The organism is Bacillus cereus group sp. MYBK108-1 (assembly GCF_051917185.1).
Taxonomy (GTDB): Bacteria; Bacillota; Bacilli; order Bacillales; family Bacillaceae_G; genus Bacillus_A; species Bacillus_A cereus.
The window spans coordinates 282,104-301,075 of sequence record NZ_JBQAHZ010000003.1 but is presented as its reverse complement, the minus strand read 5'-3'; the positions used below and the strand labels follow the sequence as shown (position 1 = coordinate 301,075).

The following is an 18,972-nucleotide window of genomic DNA, read 5'->3' as shown; positions in this document are numbered from 1 at the left end:
AATGACAAACATTCAAAAACGTTTTTATAAAGGCCGCGTAGCATTAAATGTATTGGCAAACAATATAGAAAATGCGAAAGATATTTTTGAAGCAGCAGAAGGTTATGTAGTAGTGGGAGTGTTATCAAAAGACTATCCAACAGTAGAAGAAGCTGTTACAGCTATGAAAGCATATGGAAAAGAAATTGATGACGCTGTATCAATCGGACTAGGCGCAGGAGATAATCGCCAAGCGGCAGTTGTGGCTGAAATTGCGAAGCATTATCCTGGTAGCCATATTAACCAAGTGTTTCCTTCAGTTGGAGCGACACGTGCAAATCTTGGCGAAAAAGATAGCTGGATTAATAGTTTGGTATCGCCAACAGGAAAAGTAGGTTACGTAAATATTTCTACTGGCCCAATTAGTGCGGCTGGAGAAGAAAAAGCAATCGTTCCAATTAAAACAGCGATTGCACTTGTACGTGATATGGGCGGAAATTCATTGAAGTACTTCCCGATGAAAGGGCTAGCCCATGAAGAAGAATATCGCGCAGTTGCGAAAGCTTGTGCGGAAGAAGGATTCGCATTAGAGCCAACAGGCGGAATTGATAAAGAAAACTTCGAAACAATTGTACGTATTGCGCTTGAGGCAAATGTAGAGCAAGTTATCCCGCACGTGTACTCTTCTATTATTGATAAAGAAACTGGTAATACGAAAGTAGAAGATGTGCGTGAATTATTAGCAGTCGTGAAGAAGCTAGTTGATCAATATGCGTAAGAAAATTGCAGCGTTCGGTGAAGTAATGATGCGCCTGCAAGTACCTGGATATGAATTGTTGTCGCAAGCTAACACGTTAAATTACTCATTTTCAGGTACAGGTGTGAACGTTGTAGCGGCACTTTCTCACTTAGGGCATGAAGGGCTTCTTATTTCAACTTTACCGGAAAATTCGGTTGGAGATGCAGCTGTATCTTACATTCAAAAGTTAGGAATTCAAACTTCTCTTGTTTCAAGAGGTGGTAAATATGTAGGTATGTATTTTTTAGAAAATGGATTCGGTGCACGTGCAAGCCGCGTTACGTATTCGAATCGACTAGAAAGTAGCTTCAATACGGCGTCTGAAGAGATATACCAATTTGAAGAAATTGCTAAGGAAATTGATATCGTTCATTTTTGCGGTATTACACTTGCGATGAATGATACGGTGCGCCATCATATGAAGTCTTTAGCGAGAGCAGTTAAAGAAAACGGAGGAACCGTCGTTTTTGATTGTAATTATCGTCCATCACTTTGGGGAGAAGACGGATATGAACAGGCAAAACCGCATTATGAAGAAATGCTGGGACTTGCTGATATCGTTATGATGAACGAAAAAGATGCAATGTTTGTTTTAGGAATAAAAACCGAAGAAACGGAGCGAGAGGCGCAACTTGTTGATCTTATTCCAAAGGTAGCTGAAACGTATCATATCGCTACAATCGCTGGTACTCATCGCTCTATTAACAGTGATAATACACATTCGCTTCGCGGGTTTATATGTAAAGATGGAACGTTCACTTTTGCAAAAACACTTACGTTTTCTGTATATGATAGAATAGGTGCTGGAGATGCTTATACGAGCGGAATTATTCATGGCGAGATAAAGGAGTTCGCACCAGAGAAAGCTGTTTCATTTGCGTCAGCAGCTGGAATGCTAGCACATACAATCGTCGGTGATACGCCAATGTCATCAGAGAAGGATATACTTCGGGCAATGACGGCATCAGTAGGTGATGTAGAAAGGTAGTGGGTGTAACGGTGAACGTAACGAGAAAAAAAGGACCATTATATTTGCAAATAAAAAATATTATTCGTGATCGAATATTACATGGTGTATATGCGATTCATACGAATATCCCTTCCGAACCGCAGTTAGAAGAAGAGTTCAAAGTGAGTAAAATTACAGTGCGAAATGCGATTAAAGAACTCGCTCAAGAAGGATATTTGGAAAAGAAAAGCGGTAAAGGAACGAAAGTCATCCGCAATACTTCTGCGACAAAACTGTCAAAGGGTAAGAAATTTACTGAAGTGTTAGTGGAAGAAGGATATAAAGTACAGAAGAAATTGCTAAAAGCAGAAATTGTGCAGAATGAAGAAGGAACAGTGCCATTTCGATTATTCGGTAAGGAGAGTTTTCGTATTGAACGTTTATATACGTTAAATGATGCACCGTACATTCATTATACGCACTATTTCTCAGCAGGAATGGCAAGTTCAGATTTATCGGATTTTGACTTGCAATCGCTTTATGATTTAGTTGAAGACCGAGGTATTCATTTAGAAAACTTCAGAGATGAATTCGCTGTTGGACTCGCGCCTAGTTTCGTTGCAGAAGTGCTAGGTGAAAAAGAGGGGACAGCGCTATTAAAACGCATGCGTTATTCTTACGATGAAGTTGGCGAAGTAATTGAATATAGCGAAGGCTACTACAATACAGAAATGCAGCATTATGTAGTGAATTATGACGTATAAAAAAGAGGGGATTTTCCCTCTTTTTTTATAAAGTAAGGAGAATGGGAGATGGATATATACTTATTAATCGTCACGTTACTTGCAATTGCGATTGTTATTTTAGGGGTATCATGGTGGAAATGGCATGCATTTATTAGTTTAACAGTTGCGAGTTTGTTTTTAGCTATCATGTCTGGACTGAACTTAACGAAAATAGTGACTGCCTATGAAACTGGTGTTGGTAGTGTACTAGGGCATTTAGTTGGTATTTTAGCTCTCGGAACAATTTTAGGGAAAATGATGTCCGATTCAGGGGCCGGCATGCAAGTGGCAGATTTCTTTATTCGATTTTTCGGTGTAAAGAAACTACCTTGGGCTATGTTATTTGCAGGATTTGTTATAGGGATTCCAGTGTTTTTTGAAGTGGGGATCGTCATTTTATTACCACTTGTTATTTCCATTCGAAAAACGACGAAGCAAAATATATTATTAATTGCGTTACCTGTCATTGCAGGATTATCTATTGTTCACGGGCTCGTGCCTCCGCATCCAGGGGCGATGACAGCAATCGGTATTTATAACGCGAACTTAGGAAAGGTACTTTTATATTCATTAATTATCGCGTTACCAACAGCCATTATCGCAGGACCGATATTTGCAAAGTGGGTACATAAAAGGGTGATACCTGAAAATGAACCAGAGCTTATTCGGGTTACGACTGTCTCAACTGATTTGCCAAGTCGTAAAGTTTCATTCTTTATTATTTTACTACCAGTTGTATTGATGATTTTATCAGTAGTTGCACCATATATTTCATTACCGAAAAAATTGACTGAATTTTTCGTGTTTATAGGAAGTCCAGTAATCGCCTTACTTATTTCATGTTTCGCAGCATTTTATTTACTTGGTATCAAACAAGGTATTAATAAAAAGATGATTAAAAAATTAACAGATGAAAGTTTATTGCCTGTCGGTTCTATTATTTTAATAATTGGTGCAGGCGGTGGATTTAAACAAATATTAATTGAAAGCGGCGTTGGAACAGCTATTGCACAAATGGCAGAACATATTTCGTTATCACCAATCGTATTAGCTTTCATGGTAGCTGGTTTAATTCGAATTGCAACAGGTTCAGCTACAGTAGCATTAACGACAGCAGCAGGGATTGTTTCACCAGTTATTCAGCACATGTCTGGTGTGAATTTAGAGCTTCTCGTTATTGCAACCGGTGCAGGTTCATTAATGTTTTCTCACGTAAATGATGCAGGGTTCTGGCTTGTAAAAGAGTATTTAGGTTTGACGGTGAAGGAAACGTTTAAAACGTGGACGGTACTCGAGACATTGTTATCATTTATTGCATTTGGTTTTGCTCTTTTGTTGAATATGTTTCTTTAGGAGAGGAGATCAGATTTAAACGAATAAAACCTACAGAGGAAATGTAATTTCTCTGTAGGTTTTATTCGTTTTTTGTGCTTTCTATTACTTAATGGAACGGACATACTGATCTTCTCCATCGTCTTTGACAAAGACTCCTAGCTCATTCAAATCTTTGCGTAAATGCTTCTTTTTTTTAGAGTTTCCTTCTCGAAGGGCATTGCGTCTTTCATACAAAATAGTATTTATGCTTTTATTAAATCGCTCATCCTCTAATTTCCATAAGCTATACTCATGTTTATAAGGATCTTGTTCCACCCAGGGGAAGCCGTGCATTAAGAAAGTATCTTTAATTTTGCTTGGGGTAATGTCAGATGTTTCACGTAACCATTCTCGGTCTTCTTGATCAATGATAACCACTTGACGCTTATCTACAAAAACGGCTTTTACATTTAATCTGGTGATTTGTTTCTTTTGATCGTCCTTATTCACGTGAATGCTTTCCGAAGTAATGTTCATTTTTAAAGCTTCACTATAAATAATTAAAGAAAATAAAATTCCTGCAATAACACCAATTAGCATGAGGATAATAGGAAGCCAGAAGGGATTAATAAAATTTAAAAGTTCTATAATTTTTGAATCAGAAAAGAGAGGAATCTTTTTTATAATCTCTATTAATTTAGGTGAAAAATATCCAATAACGCCTAAAAGGATTGGACTTACTATAGCAAGTAATTTTTCTAAAAAACCTAATCCAATGACAGATGCCTTTTTCATGTGTAGTTCATCCTTTCATATATATTTTTTTAATCAAGGCATGTTTTAAACAGTGAGTTTCTTCACCATTTTTATGAGCTCATCTGAGTAATTTTCTATGGATATAGATGAATTTGCCTTCAGCATTCTTTCTTCGATTGCTCCTAAAATAAATGAAGCTAATGTGTCGGTTTGGAAAGAATCGGAAAACACGCCATTTTGTTGACCAGTCTTCAAAATATCTAATAACATCGTTCTAAGGGCATCCTCCTCTTCGTCGTCTTCGATTCTGTAATAAGGAACGTTCTCTTCATTTCTTGCATTAAAGACAATCTCAATTAAGGCAATATTATTTTTGTAATGAGTTTCTTGATAAGCCAAATGCGCTTCAATAAAAGCCTCTAGTTTATTTATTTCAGATTGAGCTAATAGCACTCGATTACTAATAAATTCATGTTGCTTGGCAACTAAAAATTGTAATGTGCGATTCATAAGGTAAAGCTTATCGTTAAAATGATAAGAAATAAGTCCGGTGCTAATCTTAGCTTTTTTTGCTACCTTCGTTAAGCTTAAGTTGTTATATCCAACCTCTTCTAATGTATCAATACATGCAAGAATAATTTGTTCACGCCTAGCCTCTGCAATAAAAGAATCAGTCACGCTATTCAACTCCTAATTTATATGATTTAAATATATAATCAAAAAATTGATTGGTCGTTCAATTAAATATTAGTAAGAAATTAAGAGTATGTCAAATGTTTTATGCTTACATCTGGATAAGGCTCATTCGCTTTTTAATAAAGCCCAATTCCTAAAACAAGCCCGTTTTTAGGTAAGCCAAGCTTCCTATTCGCCCTGAAAACATAATATAAATGGAATCCCCTCATTTAGAGCAAGGTGAACTTGTTATGAATGATACTAAAGGAGGAATAGGGTAATGAGCGAAAAGTGTGAACACAGACATGATGATTGTAACCGCAGACATGGTTGCGGAGGCGGTTTTGCGCTTCTAATCGTATTGTTTATTTTATTAATTATCATCGGTGCTAGCTGCTTCGGCGGAGGCGGCGGTTGTGGTTATGGCGGTTATGCTGGCGGCTACGGCGGATATTGCTGCTAATTATTAAAAACTATTGAAAATAGCCTTGTGCATATTGCACAAGGCTATTTTATTCATATTTTTATATGCTGTGATAATTTATTAATGTAAAGAGAACGGATTAAGAAGAAGAAAATGATCTCGATAATCCCGAAAAAGGTGAGTACGATACATGTCTCTTTTAATAAGGAGAAAGAAAACATGCTTTGTAAAAACTTAACCGCAAATAATGTGTGAACACCAGCAACGATATAAGGAACGAAAAATAAAATTCCTAATTGAATCGTTGCAGAGCGAAACATTTCTGATTCAGTTAAGCCAAGCTTTGTAATCGTAATATACTTTTGTCTTTCAGTTGTTAAGTCATTATACATACGGAAATATAAAACACTAGCTGCTCCGATAAAGAAAATAAAGCCGAGAAATGCCCAAATAAAGAATTGAGCGACTGCATTTCCTTTACTATGAACGAGTTCATCCGTAGCTGTATAAATATAAAATGGTTTAATGAAATCTTCTTCATTTTTATGTGCTTCATACAAGGTTTCTGCATCATGATTTAAGCTTTTTAATATATTTTTTGTTGGGACAATTGCATTTTCCCAATTTTCCACGAAGTAGTTATAGACTGTAATTGTTTCAATATGAGGAATCATATTTTCAATTACTTCATCTTGCATCACAATTAAGTGAGGTAATGCAAAGGGAGGCTCAATTCCTCTATTAATAAAACCTTTAATTTGAAATTCCTTTTTATTAGAGCCAAGTGTAATCGTGTTCTGCTTCGCAAATGGGTTAGACACGAGATTTAATAACACTGGTGAATAGCGAGAAATATTATAAACTTGTGAAGAATCGAGAGTGATTTTGGGTCTGTTTAATTGCTGTGCTATTGCGTTATAATCACTCATTTTCATAATGGCAATTGATTCTTTTGAAGCTGTATCTTTTAAAACGGTAAATTTATATTTGTCATATTGAAAATTGGCATTTGTAAGTTCAGTTTCAATCGTAGTAATATGCTTTTGTTCAAATGCATTAACACCTTCTGATGTATAGGTGAATGGTATTGGATATCGTTCTAGTATGGGTGCTTTCGTATTATTGTTTGCAGCAAATAACCCGATAATAATTGTAAATGCAAGTGCAGATAGCATAGAAACAATAAAGAGTACATTAATATTACTGCGTGTACGAGAAACTAAATCTGAAATCCATAACATATTTATTTGTTTTAAATAAAACTTTCTTCGTTTCTTTAAAATATAGATAAAGAGAAGAAATGTTTGTGAAAAAAATAAATACGTCCCAACTACTACAAGCGGTAAAATAGATAGCATAATTAAGAATACAGATCCATTTTGTGCATTTTTTTCCGTTATGTAGCCTTGCGGATAACCAGCAATATAATAGCATAGCCCTAAACAAGTTAAAGCAAATAGTGAAATCAGTATAGATGGTTTTTTTTCGCTCTTCTCTTTGTTAACGCCCTTAATAAGCTTCGTTGTTTTTCGAGTACGAATAAACATTGGTGTAAATGTAGAAACGATTAAAAATAAGATGATAAACGTTACGGTTGTAACGATAATCGCTTCTGTTGGCCAATATAAATAGAGACCTTTCGCGTTTGTTAATTTCGAAGTGACTAATAAGAAAAAGTTAGAAAATACAAGTCCACCTTGAATGCCGATAAAGATAGACAATATCCCGATTATCATATTTTCAGTAAATAACAGTCTCTTTAATTGTCTCTGTGAGATACCGAGAATGGTGAGTATCCCGAATTGCTGCTTCCGTACATTTAAAAATGTTCCAATTGAATATAAGAGAAAGAAGAACGAGAACATAACAATCACAAGCTGTGCTGTACTAGCTAAGTTCATTAGAGGATCACGTTCTTGGAAACTTTGTACACTTTGTAACCGCGGGTGATACGCGTATACAGTAAATGAAAAGAAAACCATGATAGAAAACGCACTACTTACAAAGTAGGCGAAATATGCTTTCGAATTACGTGAGACATTTTTAAATGCGAATTGCCAAAATGTCATCCACGTCTTCCTCCTAATAATGCTAAAACATCTAATATTTCTTGATAAAATTTCTCACGGTACAATCCGCGGTGTAGTTCATTGTAAAGCTCTCCATCTTTAATGAAAATAACACGGTTACAATAACTTGCTGCAAACGGATCGTGCGTAACCATTAAAATCGTTGCATCTTCTTCTTTATTTAATTTCGTAAATAGCTCCATTACGTCAATTGCCGCTTTTGAATCTAAGTTTCCTGTCGGTTCATCGGCAAGTAGAAGTGAAGGATGATGAATAACAGCACGTGCTACTGCGGTACGCTGTGCTTGTCCCCCAGAAACTTCAAAAATACGCTTGTCCAAAATATGATCAATTCCAAGCTTTTTTGAAATGTTATCAAGCTTTTCATCCATTTCTTTTAATGGAACATTATCTAATGTTAAAGGTAGTACGATATTTTCACCGATTGTTAGTGTATCTAGTAAGTTAAAGTTTTGGAAAACAAATCCTAACTCTTGGCGACGGAAAATAGCTAACTTCTCTCTACGAAATGTGTGCGGTTTTTTTCCGTTAATCACGACATCACCTGAAGTCGGAGAATCGATTGTAGAGATAACGTTTAAAAATGTAGATTTTCCGCTACCAGATGGTCCCATAATGGCAACGAATTCCCCTTTATCCACGTGTAAATTTATATTTTTTAAAGCAGTATGAGGGACTTTTCCCTCATATACTTTTGAGACGTTTTTTATGTGTAATACTTCTTCCATAGTAATCACCTTTCTACTTTTTAAAACTTAATGTGTTGTGATAATTTTTGCATATAAAAGGAACGAATTAAAAGGAAAAATAAAATTTCAACTGTTCCAAAAATCAACAGTACGACTGTAATTTCAGCGAAGAACGAGAGATGTAATATTTCTTGTAGCATCTTTGTCGCAAACATCGTATGGATTGATGCCATAATGTAAGGTACGAAGAAAAGAATCGCAAGCTGAATTGTCGCTGAACGTTTCATTTCAGTCTCAGTTAAGCCGATTTTCGTAATCGTTATATATTTTTCTTGCTCATTTGTTAAATCTGTATACATTCGGAAGTAAAGAACACTACCAGCACCGATAAAGAAAATAACACCTAAGAAAGTACCAATTAAGAAGAATGAGGCAACATTTAGTTTTTTCTTATATAGAGAATCGCTCGCTTCACTTGCATGGAAAGGTGGGTGCTCTGCTTGAATTGCTGCATTATCGTTATCGATTTTTGTTATAAACGATGAACCGATATTATGTGCTTTTTCCCAATCCGTAACTTTGAAGTTATATACACTCATTTGTTTGGAAACGGTGGATAAGGCTTCTACATTTTCATCAGATAGTATGAGTAATTTGTATATTAAGCTGTTTGGGAATGGGCTATAACTTTTATATTCTTTCACTTGTAGTTGTAAATTGTTTTGAGTAAGTGTAAGAGTATTTTTCTGTTCTTTATTATGAAGTGTTCCAATAACTTGATCATCTAAGTCTTTCATAAGAATATAAGATTCATTCTTATTTACCGTGAGCGTTTCCCAATTTAAAGTCTTAGCAAGTACATTATAGTCACTTTGTTTAATTGCGTAATAGAGCTGCGTGTTATCTTCAGCTGAAGATACTTCATATATATCCGTTTTAAATTTCGTATAAGTAAAATGCTCTTCATTAAATTTCTGCTCTAACCAGTTTAAATGTTCATCAGCTAATGTATTTTCAGTATGCGATAAATACGTAAACGGGAAAGGGTTTTGTCTAATCGCATCAAACTTTGTAAATTTCCCAAAACCGTATAAGAATGTAATCATTGTAAAAGCGAGTGTTGAGAGCATCGCTACAATAAAGAGCATGTTAATGTTTGTCCGAATACGTGATGCTAGATCGGAAATCCAAAGCATATTAATTCGTTTCATATAAAACGTTCTTCGCGTTTTTAAAATACGAATAAGTAAAAAACTAATTTGTGAAAAGAAAAAGTATGTTCCAGCTGCAATAAGCGATGGGATGACAAATATACTAGAGACGGCATATAAAAGCCCAATGATGTCACCTAGCGACATAAAATACAACGGATTTGCGGCTAACGCATATCCACATATTAAACACGTCGCACCAAATAGAGAGATGAGCACGGATGCTTTTCTTTCTTTTTGTTGTGTTCCTTCTTTTAAAAGACGTACGGCTTTTCTCGTACGAATGAGCATCGGTGTAAAAGATGATACGAGAATGAAGAGCCCAAGAAAGATGATGATAGTTAAAACGATAGCACTTGTAGGCGGATATAAATATAAACCAGGTACGTGTGTAATTTTGGCGGTAACTAACAAAAAGAACTGTGAAAAGACAAGTCCAAGTTGAATGCCAAAAAATATAGAAAGAGCACCAATTAACATATTTTCTATAAATATGAGTCGCTTTAATTGTTTTTGAGATATGCCAAGTACTGTTAAAATCCCGAACTGTTTTTTTCGTACTTTTAAAAATGTCCCGATTGAATACAGTAAAAAGAAAAATGAAAAGAACACAATGACAACTTCTGAAATTGTCATTAATATGTTCAGAGAATAATTCACGTCTGTCATATGCAATTTAGGATGAAATAAATAAACTGCAAATGAGAAAAAGATTGCGATGGAGAACGCACTGCTTACAAAATAGGCGAAATAAGCTCTGGCGTTTCTTGTGACGTTTTTAAATGCAAACTGCCAAAATGTCATTCACCTAAACCTCCTAATAGGGTGAAGATGAAAAGAGTATGAGAGATACTCTTTTCATCAAGTTTGTTTTAAATATTTTATCCACTCGTGTAATGTGATAATTTTTGCATATAAAGTGAACGAATGAATAAGAAAAATACGATTTCAACGAATCCAAAAATAATAAGAACGGCTGAAACTTCTTTGAACAGAGATAAACCAATTACATCTTGTAGCATTTTTGTTGCGAACATTGTATGAATGGATGCCATAATGTACGGAATGAAAAATAAAATACTAAGTTGAATGGTTGCAGATCGTTTCATCTCTGTATCTGTTACACCGATTTTAGAAATCGTTATATATTTCTCTTGTTCGTTCGTCAAATCCGTATACATTCTAAAGTAAAGAACGCTACCAGCTCCAATGAAGAAAATAACTCCTAAAAATGTCCCAATTAGGAAAAATGCAGCACTGCCTGATGTTATTTTGTATAACGATCCTGCTGATTCAAAGGAACGAATAAGAGGTCCTTCATACTGGGATTTATTTCGATCTTTTTGCACTTTTTCTATAAAATTATCAGCAATTTCATATGTCTGTTCCCAGTTTTGAATTTTGTAATTGTATGCTGATATATGTTTTACGGTGTTAGGTAAGTTATTTACGATAATATCAGGCAACACTATCGTTTGATATGAAAAGTCAGATGGGATTGCGTTTACATGCTCATAACCTTTTACTCGTAATTTCGTATTTGTACTAGAGAGTGTAATGTAATCTCTTTTGTAGCTTTGCTCAAATTCGTTGAATATGGTGATATAAGATGTCCCTGTTAGCACATATGCTTCGTTATCATCCATAAATAGTTGTTTCATTCGTAAAGAATCTGCAAGTTTGTTATAGTCACTTTGCTTAATTGCGTATACGTCATTATAAATAGCTATATCTTTATCTTCTTTTAGTGGTGTTTCATATATATCAGCTTTTATTTTTTGATAAGGGAAATGCTCTTTTTGTAATTGTTGCTCAAGCCAATTTAAATGCTCTGTAACAAAAGGGTTCGCATCATAAGAAAAATAAGAAATTGGAAAAGGAGAAGTTCTATTCACCTCTAGCTTAATAAATTTCCCGAATCCATATAGAAACGTAATCATTGTGAAAGCAATTGTAGATAGCATCGCTACAATAAACAGCATATTAATATTCGTTCGAATACGGCTCGCTAAATCCGAAATCCAAAGCATATTAATCCGTTTCATATAAAACTTCCTTCTTTTCTTTAAAATATAAATAAGTAAGAAACTAATTTGTGAAAAGAAGAAATATGTTCCAATTGTAACAAGCGTTGGGATAACGAAAATACTTGAAACCATATATATAACACCGATTTGCGGGCTTACTGATACGAAATATTTAGGATTTCCAGCTAACGCATAACCACCAAATAAACAAATCGCACCAAATAATGAAACAAGTATGGATGGTTTTCTTTCTTTTTGTTTTCCACCATTTGTTTTTAAAAGGTGTACTGCTTTTTTTGTACGAATAAGCATTGGTGTGAATGCAGATACAATGATAAAAAGACTAAGGAAAACAATGGTTGTTAAAATAAACGCGTTAGTAGGCCCGTATAAATATATTCCTGGAACATGGGTAAGTTTGGCTGTTACTAATAAGAAAAATTGAGAAAAAACAACTCCAAACTGCATGCCGAAAAAGATAGATAAAATCCCGATTAACATATTCTCCATAAAAATAAGACGATGTAATTGTTTTCTCGATATTCCTAAAATGGTCAAAATACCAAATTGTTTTTTTCTAACTTTTAAAAAAGTACCAATGGAATATAGTAAAAAGAAGAAAGAGAAAAATACAATTACTACTTCTGAAAATATCATTAATCCTGAAATTTCAGAGGTCATGTCAAAGTTTTGTAATTTCGGATGGAATAAGTAAACAGCAAACGAAAAGAACACAGCAATGGAAAAGGAGCTACTTACAAAGTAAGCAAAATAAGCTCTTGAGTTGCGCGTGACGTTTTTAAATGCAAATTGCCAAAATGTCATAGATTATACCTCCGGCTAGAAGATATAGAAGTAGTTGTATTGCAAAAAATGTATGAGAGTGAGTTCTCATACATTTTGCTTGCATATGTTACGATCATGCTTCGGTCACCTTCTCCGTATGTTCTGCTTGATTATTTGCAGCGTTGTGGAAGATGATTTTAATCGTCGTTCCTTTACCAACTTCAGAATCTAGTTTGACAGAGTGACCTAAATAATCACAAATTTTACTTACAATATAAAGGCCCATACCAGTAGATTCTCCGAATGCGCGACCGTTTTTCCCAGTGTAAAACGGTTCAAATACTCTTCGAATATCTTCTTGTGGAATACCGACACCTTCATCACGAACTTCTAAAATAATATCTTTTCCGTTTCGGTAAGCAGATAAGAAAACTTTCTTTCCGCGTTCCCCAGAGTAACGAACAGCGTTTGTCATTAACTGATAGATGATAAATTTTAGCCATTTCGCATCAGAAGCAACTTTTAAATCCGAATGGACTTCTAAAACAGGGAAGACACCATTACGAATGAATAGTTCTTTTAATCCGTTAATATTTTTTGTTACTGTATCTTTTAATGAAATTGTCTCAACATGGAAATCTTCATGGAAGTTATTTAGCCTTGCCATATATAAAGCCATATCGAGTCCTTGATTTAATCGTTCTAATTCTTTTTTGAATTTCGGAATCAAATGCTCATCTTCCATTTCGAGCACCATAAGCTGCATAACGGATACAGGTGTCTTCATTTGATGTACCCAATGGTTAATAAATAATTGATGTTCTTGTTGTTTTACTTCATACGATTGTAGTTCTTTTTGGAAGAGGCGGTACTGCGTACGCACGAGTTCATTGACACCGTGAGGCATCGGAGCAGTCGCTCTTTCAATAAACGCATCTTCCATTTTTTCTGGTTGCTCACTTAATCTATGGTACATTCTACGATTGCGAACGTAACGATAAGCGAGGAAACAAATAAATAAGTATAAACTTAAAACGACGAAGTAAAATTTATTGTTTTGAAATCCATCTACTGCATCATAAAGAACGAAAATGATACCGAAGTTTAATACGTACAGTAGGAAAAATGCAAAATGATCACGTAAAAATAGCTTCATGCTTATTCACTCCAAGTTGCGTTAAAACGATACCCAAGTCCACGTACTGTTTCAATAGAGTTCTCAATGCCAAGCTCATTAAACTTTTTACGAAGACGCGTAATGTTTACGTTTAATGTATTTTCCTCAACGAAACTTTCGTCATCCCAAAGCGCAGCTAATAAATCTTCACGGCTCGCTGTACGAGGGAATTTAGATAATAACATTTCTGCTAAAATTGCCTCTTTCTTCGTTAAAAGAACTTGTTCAGATCCAAAATGAATTTCTGGACGTTCAGGGAATAGTTTTAAACCTTCTACTTCAACGATACGTTCAGAAATATTTGGTGCATAATCACCGTAAATACGGCGTAATTGTCCTTTAATTTTTGCCATTACAACGTCGTAGTGGAATGGTTTTGTAATGTAATCATCCGCACCGCTTTCAATTGCCATAATTTGTTCCATCTCACCAGCACGCGCTGAAATGAAAATAATTGGACAAGTAGATTCATGACGAATTTGACGGCACCAGTAGAAACCATCGAATTTCGGTAAGTTTACATCAAGTAAAACAAGATGTGGTTTCACAGCGTTAAACGATTCCATAATATCATCGAAATTCTCCGCTACCACAGCCTCATAACCGTACTTCTGAATGTGAGATTGTAGTAATGATGAAATATTTGGATCGTCTTCAACGATTAAAATTTTATACATATGTATATTCCTCCTCAAAAAAACAATTGTAGCTATAGTGTATCATGTGTTTCAAGTCTTTTCATTATGTTGAAAGATAAGCTAGTAAACAGTATAGGTCAAAAGCATAAAAAGTAAAAAGGGCGCTGGATACAATTGACAAATAGCGGTAATCGGTTTAATATTTAGATAAATATCTAAATGTCTAATTATTGAAAGGGAGAAAGACATTGAATCAAGCATTCAAAGCATTAGCAGATCCAACAAGGCGAAAAATTTTAGACTTATTAAAAGAAGGTGATCTAACCGCTGGTGAGATTGCTGAACATTTCAATATGACAAAACCAAGTATTTCACACCACTTAAGCGCACTTAAAAATGCTGAACTTATTCAAGATGAAAAGAAAGGGCAATTCGTTGTGTACTCTTTAAACACAACGGTCTTTCAAGATTTGTTGACTTGGGTGTTTACATTTACGAATAAGGGGGAAGAGGGGAAATGAAAAAACATCTTTTTGCAATCTTATTAATTGTTACAACTTGTTTAGCTTGGGCGTTTGCTTGGCCGCATTTACCGGATACAATTGCAACGCATTGGAGCGGCGGTAAGGTAGATGGCTATTCGTCTAAATTTTACGGAATGATTTCTATGGTCGGAATTATGATTGCATTATATATATTTCTAAATGTGATACCAAAGATTGATCCAAGGAAAGCAAATTACGAGAAATTTTCTAAAGCCTTTATGATGATGAATAATGGGGTACTATTGCTACTATTTGTAGGAAATATAGATATTATTACAAGTGGATTAGGATATAACTTATTCATTAATCGGGTGCCGGAATTATTAGTTGGTGTTTTATTTTTAGTAATGGGTAATTATTTACCACAGTGTAAGCCAAACTTTTTTGTCGGGATGCGTAATCCATGGACGTTAAGTAATGAAGAAGTATGGCGGAAAACACATCGGTTTAGCGGAAAAGTATTTGTGGCGTTAGGAATTATTATGATTATAAGTGTTTTCGCTCCGGCTGATTGGAGAACTTATATGATGCTAGGGATTATAGTAGTTGCTGTCATTATAACGAATTTATATTCTTACGTTTTGTATAAAAAAGAAATACAAATGTGAGCTATATTAGCAAATTTTATATTTATAGTTTCTATGTGTTAAGAGATTTTAATACTCAGTGGGAATAATGAAAAGCTCACTGAGTAAATTTTTCGTTTTAAGGTCTGAAAATTCAATCGAAAAGGTGATTTGGGGGGATTTACATGTTAGAAATTATAAATTTTAGCAAGACATATAAAGACGGTAAGAAAGCAGTTGATCATTTGAATATTACTGTTAAAGCAGGGGATATCTTTGGATTTATTGGACATAACGGTGCGGGGAAAAGTACAACAATTAAGTCGTTAGTAGGAGTTATAGATTTTGAAGAGGGTGAAATTTTTGTTGATGGACATTCAGTAAAAAAGGATCCGATTGCATGTAAGAGAGTAATGGCGTATATTCCTGATAATCCAGATTTATATGAGCAATTAACAGGAATTCAATATTTGAACTTTGTTGCAGATGTGTTTAAAGTGCCGGCGAAGGATCGGGAAGAACAGATACAGAAGTATGGGGATGCTTTTGAGATTACAACGTACTTAGGGGACTTAATATCTTCTTATTCACACGGTATGAAACAAAAAGTAGCGATTATATCGGCGGTTTTACATAAACCGAAATTATTAGTTTTAGATGAACCTTTCGTTGGTCTTGATCCAAAGGCAGCCGTAGTATTGAAAGGTATTATGAAAGAGCTTTGTGAAAAAGGAAGTGCGATTTTCTTTTCTACGCACGTTTTAGATGTAGCTGAGAAGTTATGTAATAAAGTAGCGATGATTAATAGAGGGAAATTAGCAATTTCAGGAGAAGTAAATTCTTTAATAAAGGAAGGCTCATTGGAAGAGCTCTTTATGAAGGAGCTTGCTAATGAATACTAATAGTTTAGGTCTTTTGAAAATTCGGTTGATAACGCAGCTCGGTTTAAACACCTTTAAATACGAAAAAGATAAAAAAAAGAAGCAGAATAAGATTTTGCTGACAGCATCTATTGCTCTAGTTGGTGTCATGTTAATGTTATATTGCGGAGCTTCGGCATATGGATTGGTAAAACTAGGAATGAGTGAAATTATTCCCGTCTATGCACTAGTTATTAGCAGTGTATTAACGTTGTTTTTCACTATATTTAAGGCAAATGGAGAAATTTTTGCTTTTAAGGATTACGACTTTTTAATGTCATTGCCGATTCGCGTAAGTACTGTTATTGCAAGTAGATTTTTGTATTTATACTTGCTGAATACAATCTTTTCAATCATAATCATGCTACCAATGGGAGTTGTGTATTGCATACATGAAAATCCATCAGTTTCTTTTTACTTTATGTGGTTCATCAGTATGTTTATCGCATCTTTAATCCCAACAACAATCGCAGCAATCTTTGGAGCTTCGATTACGGCAATCGCTTCTAAATTTAAAAATACGAATAAAATAACTACGATTTTAAGTTTTATAGTAATTATTATATTCGGTTCCTTTATGCTAAAAAACGGAAATGCTCAATATATCCTTAATGATATGAACGGAATTGGTGCAATTGTTTCGGAGCAATTAACTAAAGTATATCCATTAGCTAACATGTTTCAAAAAGCAATTGTTAATGCTGATATGGTAGCTTTCATCTTATTCGTGGGGATATCAGTGATTTGGTATTATCTTTTTGTAAAAATACTTTCGTTAAAATATAAGCAAATAAACACAGGGATCACCACCTATCATATGCTTTCAAATTATGAGATTAATAGCATGAAAAAAGAGAGTGTATTGGTCGCATTGTATAAAAAAGAGCTGAAACGTTTCTTCTCTTCTACAGTGTATGTCATAAATAGTGGAATGGGAATCGTGATGGCGCTAGCTTTCTCGCTAGCTATAGTTGTAGTAGGACCAAGTCAATTAATAGCGTATCCTGGAATTGAGCCCCTGTTGCAAAAGATTGCTCCATTTGCTATTGCAGCAGCGATTTCGATGACATGTACAACATGTGTGTCATTGTCTTTAGAAGGAAAAAATGTATGGATTATTAAATCATTGCCTATAGCGCCAAAGATGATTTATGATAGTAAAATTCTTATGAATCTTTCATTAAGTATACCTGCATCACTTATTAGTGCTGTATTACTGATAATCGGGTTAAAGCTAGATGTTTGGAGTTCTTTTTTCATCGTAATAACACCGATAACATATGCATTATTTTCAGCAGTATGGGGGATTTTCATTAATAATCGATTTGGTTATTATGATTGGGTATCAGAAACTCAAGTAGTAAAACAAAGTATAGGATCGTTTGTTGGTATGTTTGGTGGCTTAATTGTGGCGGTTATACCTGCCTTATTAATTGGTACTGCTACTATCTCGAACTACAGAGTATTTACTTTTGTAGTTATTATAGTGCTTACGATTATTACTATTTTCTTGTATAAGAACGAGTCGAGAAGAAGTATAAAATAAAGAAGCTACTTTTCCTTTAAAAGGGAAAAGTAGCTTCTTTATTTTTGAAAAGGTTAGACTCTTATATTACTTTTTTAAAACAGGTACCCATATTTCGCTTCTGAAATTCGGAGAGGATACGTCTTTCTGTTCATTCCACAATATTTCCGGCCCTTCCGCTAGTTCATAGTTCGAAGAAGGGAACCATTCAGAATAAATACGCCCCCATACATTTTGTAGTGCATCAGGAAATGGACCGACAGCTTCGAATATAGCCCATGTTGAAGCAGCAACTTCGAGCTGTTTAAACTGCTCTGGACAATCCTTTGTTGTGGCTACGCCAATATAGTGATCGAGTTCGCCTTTTTCCTCCATTCTTCCTTCAGAAAAGTTAGTAGAAGCACTAATGATTCCAGTAGGTTCAATGTTTGAAAGGGTCTTTAATGTTTGAATAGACTCTGGGTTTAAACTTTTCCACATAGAAGCAATTTCTTCATTTACACCATTAAAAACGATTGGTACTCGTTTTGTAATACCTATAATTCGAAATGGCTCTTTTTCTTCAATTCGATAATTCATTTCATTTCCTCCTTGAATGGATAATTGGAAGGTCATTGGTGAATAAGCCTTCAAAGAATGGCTACTATTTCGGGCTTCTGAAGGTGTTATACCGTGCAAGTTTTGAAATGCACGAGCGAATGAATCTGGTGAGTTGTATCCATATTTTATAGCGATATCAATGACTTTTACATTGCTGTTTTTTAGTTCAAAGGCAGCGAGAGTAAGACGTCTACAGCGAATATATTCTGATAGTGACATGCCAGCTAAAAAAGAAAACATTCTCTTGAAATGATATTCGGAGCAGTAAGCTATTTTTGCGACTTCTTTAAAATCAATTTCATGTGTAAGGTTGTTTTCGATATACTGCATTGCAGCATTCATATTTTTAAGTGAATCCATATTATGACCTCCTCTGTACATAGAATAGCAGGAACGAAATAGCTCCATCCGACATTTCGTGCACAACTTTGTAGGTGCATTTTTTACCTTACAAAATTGTAATGTTCCTGTAAGGAGAATGAATGGATGGTATGATATCCCAATGTTATAGTAACAA

18 protein-coding genes are annotated in these 18,972 nt (G+C 34.7%); 9 read left to right on the top strand and 9 right to left on the bottom strand.

Annotated elements, in window-relative coordinates; translation table 11 throughout:
* The first annotated feature begins 1 nt into the window (after position 1).
* The 4 genes from dagF to gntP are packed head-to-tail and all read left to right on the top strand — an operon-like array spanning position 2 to position 3,865.
* On the top strand, positions 2–757 hold the full coding sequence (gene dagF, locus ACTFSL_RS07985) for a 2-dehydro-3-deoxy-phosphogluconate aldolase (protein ID WP_000181907.1): 756 nt from the start codon (positions 2–4) through the stop codon (positions 755–757).
* Positions 750–1,766, top strand: coding sequence for a sugar kinase (locus tag ACTFSL_RS07980; RefSeq protein WP_001227516.1), 1,017 nt, complete (start codon positions 750–752; stop codon positions 1,764–1,766). Before dagF ends, ACTFSL_RS07980 begins: the two co-directional genes overlap by 8 nt.
* A complete protein-coding gene (locus ACTFSL_RS07975; RefSeq protein WP_243821108.1) occupies positions 1,766–2,491 on the top strand; it encodes a GntR family transcriptional regulator in 726 nt (241 codons plus the stop codon). Before ACTFSL_RS07980 ends, ACTFSL_RS07975 begins: the two co-directional genes overlap by 1 nt.
* A gap of 48 nt (positions 2,492–2,539) precedes the next feature.
* Positions 2,540–3,865: a gluconate permease GntP gene (gene gntP / locus ACTFSL_RS07970; protein WP_000356166.1), complete on the top strand. Its 1,326-nt coding sequence runs from the start codon at positions 2,540–2,542 to the stop codon at positions 3,863–3,865.
* Positions 3,866–3,949: 84 nt separating this feature from the next.
* Here gntP and ACTFSL_RS07965 read toward each other — a convergent pair whose 3' ends face one another.
* A complete protein-coding gene (locus tag ACTFSL_RS07965) occupies positions 3,950–4,621 on the bottom strand; it encodes a YqeB family protein (RefSeq protein WP_000710354.1) in 672 nt (223 codons plus the stop codon).
* A 45-nt stretch (positions 4,622–4,666) separates the two neighbouring features.
* A complete protein-coding gene (locus tag ACTFSL_RS07960) occupies positions 4,667–5,260 on the bottom strand; it encodes a TetR/AcrR family transcriptional regulator (RefSeq protein WP_000132248.1) in 594 nt (197 codons plus the stop codon).
* Between the two features lie 277 nt (positions 5,261–5,537).
* Between ACTFSL_RS07960 and ACTFSL_RS07955 the strand changes: the two genes are divergently transcribed.
* Positions 5,538–5,720: a YjcZ family sporulation protein gene (locus ACTFSL_RS07955; RefSeq protein ID WP_001290391.1), complete on the top strand. Its 183-nt coding sequence runs from the start codon at positions 5,538–5,540 to the stop codon at positions 5,718–5,720.
* Positions 5,721–5,773: 53 nt separating this feature from the next.
* On the opposite strand, the gene ACTFSL_RS07950 is transcribed toward ACTFSL_RS07955, so the two are convergent.
* From ACTFSL_RS07950 to ACTFSL_RS07925, 6 genes are all read right to left on the bottom strand, one after another.
* Complete coding sequence (locus ACTFSL_RS07950) at positions 5,774–7,750, bottom strand: FtsX-like permease family protein (protein WP_098125844.1); 1,977 nt, start codon at positions 7,748–7,750, stop codon at positions 5,774–5,776.
* A complete protein-coding gene (locus tag ACTFSL_RS07945) occupies positions 7,747–8,499 on the bottom strand; it encodes an ABC transporter ATP-binding protein (protein WP_000393250.1) in 753 nt (250 codons plus the stop codon). Before ACTFSL_RS07945 ends, ACTFSL_RS07950 begins: the two co-directional genes overlap by 4 nt.
* Before the next feature lie 20 nt (positions 8,500–8,519).
* Complete coding sequence (locus tag ACTFSL_RS07940; RefSeq protein ID WP_243821107.1) at positions 8,520–10,475, bottom strand: FtsX-like permease family protein; 1,956 nt, start codon at positions 10,473–10,475, stop codon at positions 8,520–8,522.
* 77 nt (positions 10,476–10,552) lie between these two features.
* Positions 10,553–12,523 carry an FtsX-like permease family protein gene (locus ACTFSL_RS07935; protein ID WP_400155215.1) on the bottom strand — a complete coding sequence of 657 codons (1,971 nt, stop codon included), beginning with the start codon at positions 12,521–12,523 and terminating at the stop codon, positions 10,553–10,555.
* A 94-nt stretch (positions 12,524–12,617) separates the two neighbouring features.
* Positions 12,618–13,640: a sensor histidine kinase gene (locus ACTFSL_RS07930; protein WP_000765341.1), complete on the bottom strand. Its 1,023-nt coding sequence runs from the start codon at positions 13,638–13,640 to the stop codon at positions 12,618–12,620.
* Positions 13,641–13,642: 2 nt separating this feature from the next.
* Positions 13,643–14,338: a response regulator transcription factor gene (locus ACTFSL_RS07925; RefSeq protein ID WP_000276738.1), complete on the bottom strand. Its 696-nt coding sequence runs from the start codon at positions 14,336–14,338 to the stop codon at positions 13,643–13,645.
* Positions 14,339–14,547: 209 nt separating this feature from the next.
* Between ACTFSL_RS07925 and ACTFSL_RS07920 the strand changes: the two genes are divergently transcribed.
* From ACTFSL_RS07920 to ACTFSL_RS07905, 4 genes are all read left to right on the top strand, one after another.
* On the top strand, positions 14,548–14,820 hold the full coding sequence (locus tag ACTFSL_RS07920; RefSeq protein ID WP_001070531.1) for an autorepressor SdpR family transcription factor: 273 nt from the start codon (positions 14,548–14,550) through the stop codon (positions 14,818–14,820).
* Positions 14,817–15,452 (top strand): SdpI family protein, encoded by a 636-nt coding sequence (locus ACTFSL_RS07915; protein ID WP_088351506.1) that lies wholly within the window; start codon positions 14,817–14,819, stop codon positions 15,450–15,452. The genes ACTFSL_RS07920 and ACTFSL_RS07915 overlap by 4 nt, the downstream gene beginning before the upstream one ends.
* Before the next feature lie 143 nt (positions 15,453–15,595).
* Positions 15,596–16,312 carry an ABC transporter ATP-binding protein gene (locus tag ACTFSL_RS07910; RefSeq protein ID WP_119684058.1) on the top strand — a complete coding sequence of 239 codons (717 nt, stop codon included), beginning with the start codon at positions 15,596–15,598 and terminating at the stop codon, positions 16,310–16,312.
* Positions 16,302–17,876: a permease gene (locus tag ACTFSL_RS07905; RefSeq protein ID WP_119684057.1), complete on the top strand. Its 1,575-nt coding sequence runs from the start codon at positions 16,302–16,304 to the stop codon at positions 17,874–17,876. Before ACTFSL_RS07910 ends, ACTFSL_RS07905 begins: the two co-directional genes overlap by 11 nt.
* 66 nt (positions 17,877–17,942) lie before the next feature.
* Here ACTFSL_RS07905 and ACTFSL_RS07900 read toward each other — a convergent pair whose 3' ends face one another.
* Positions 17,943–18,815 carry an AraC family transcriptional regulator gene (locus tag ACTFSL_RS07900; RefSeq protein ID WP_243821105.1) on the bottom strand — a complete coding sequence of 291 codons (873 nt, stop codon included), beginning with the start codon at positions 18,813–18,815 and terminating at the stop codon, positions 17,943–17,945.
* Positions 18,816–18,972: the final 157 nt, after the last annotated feature.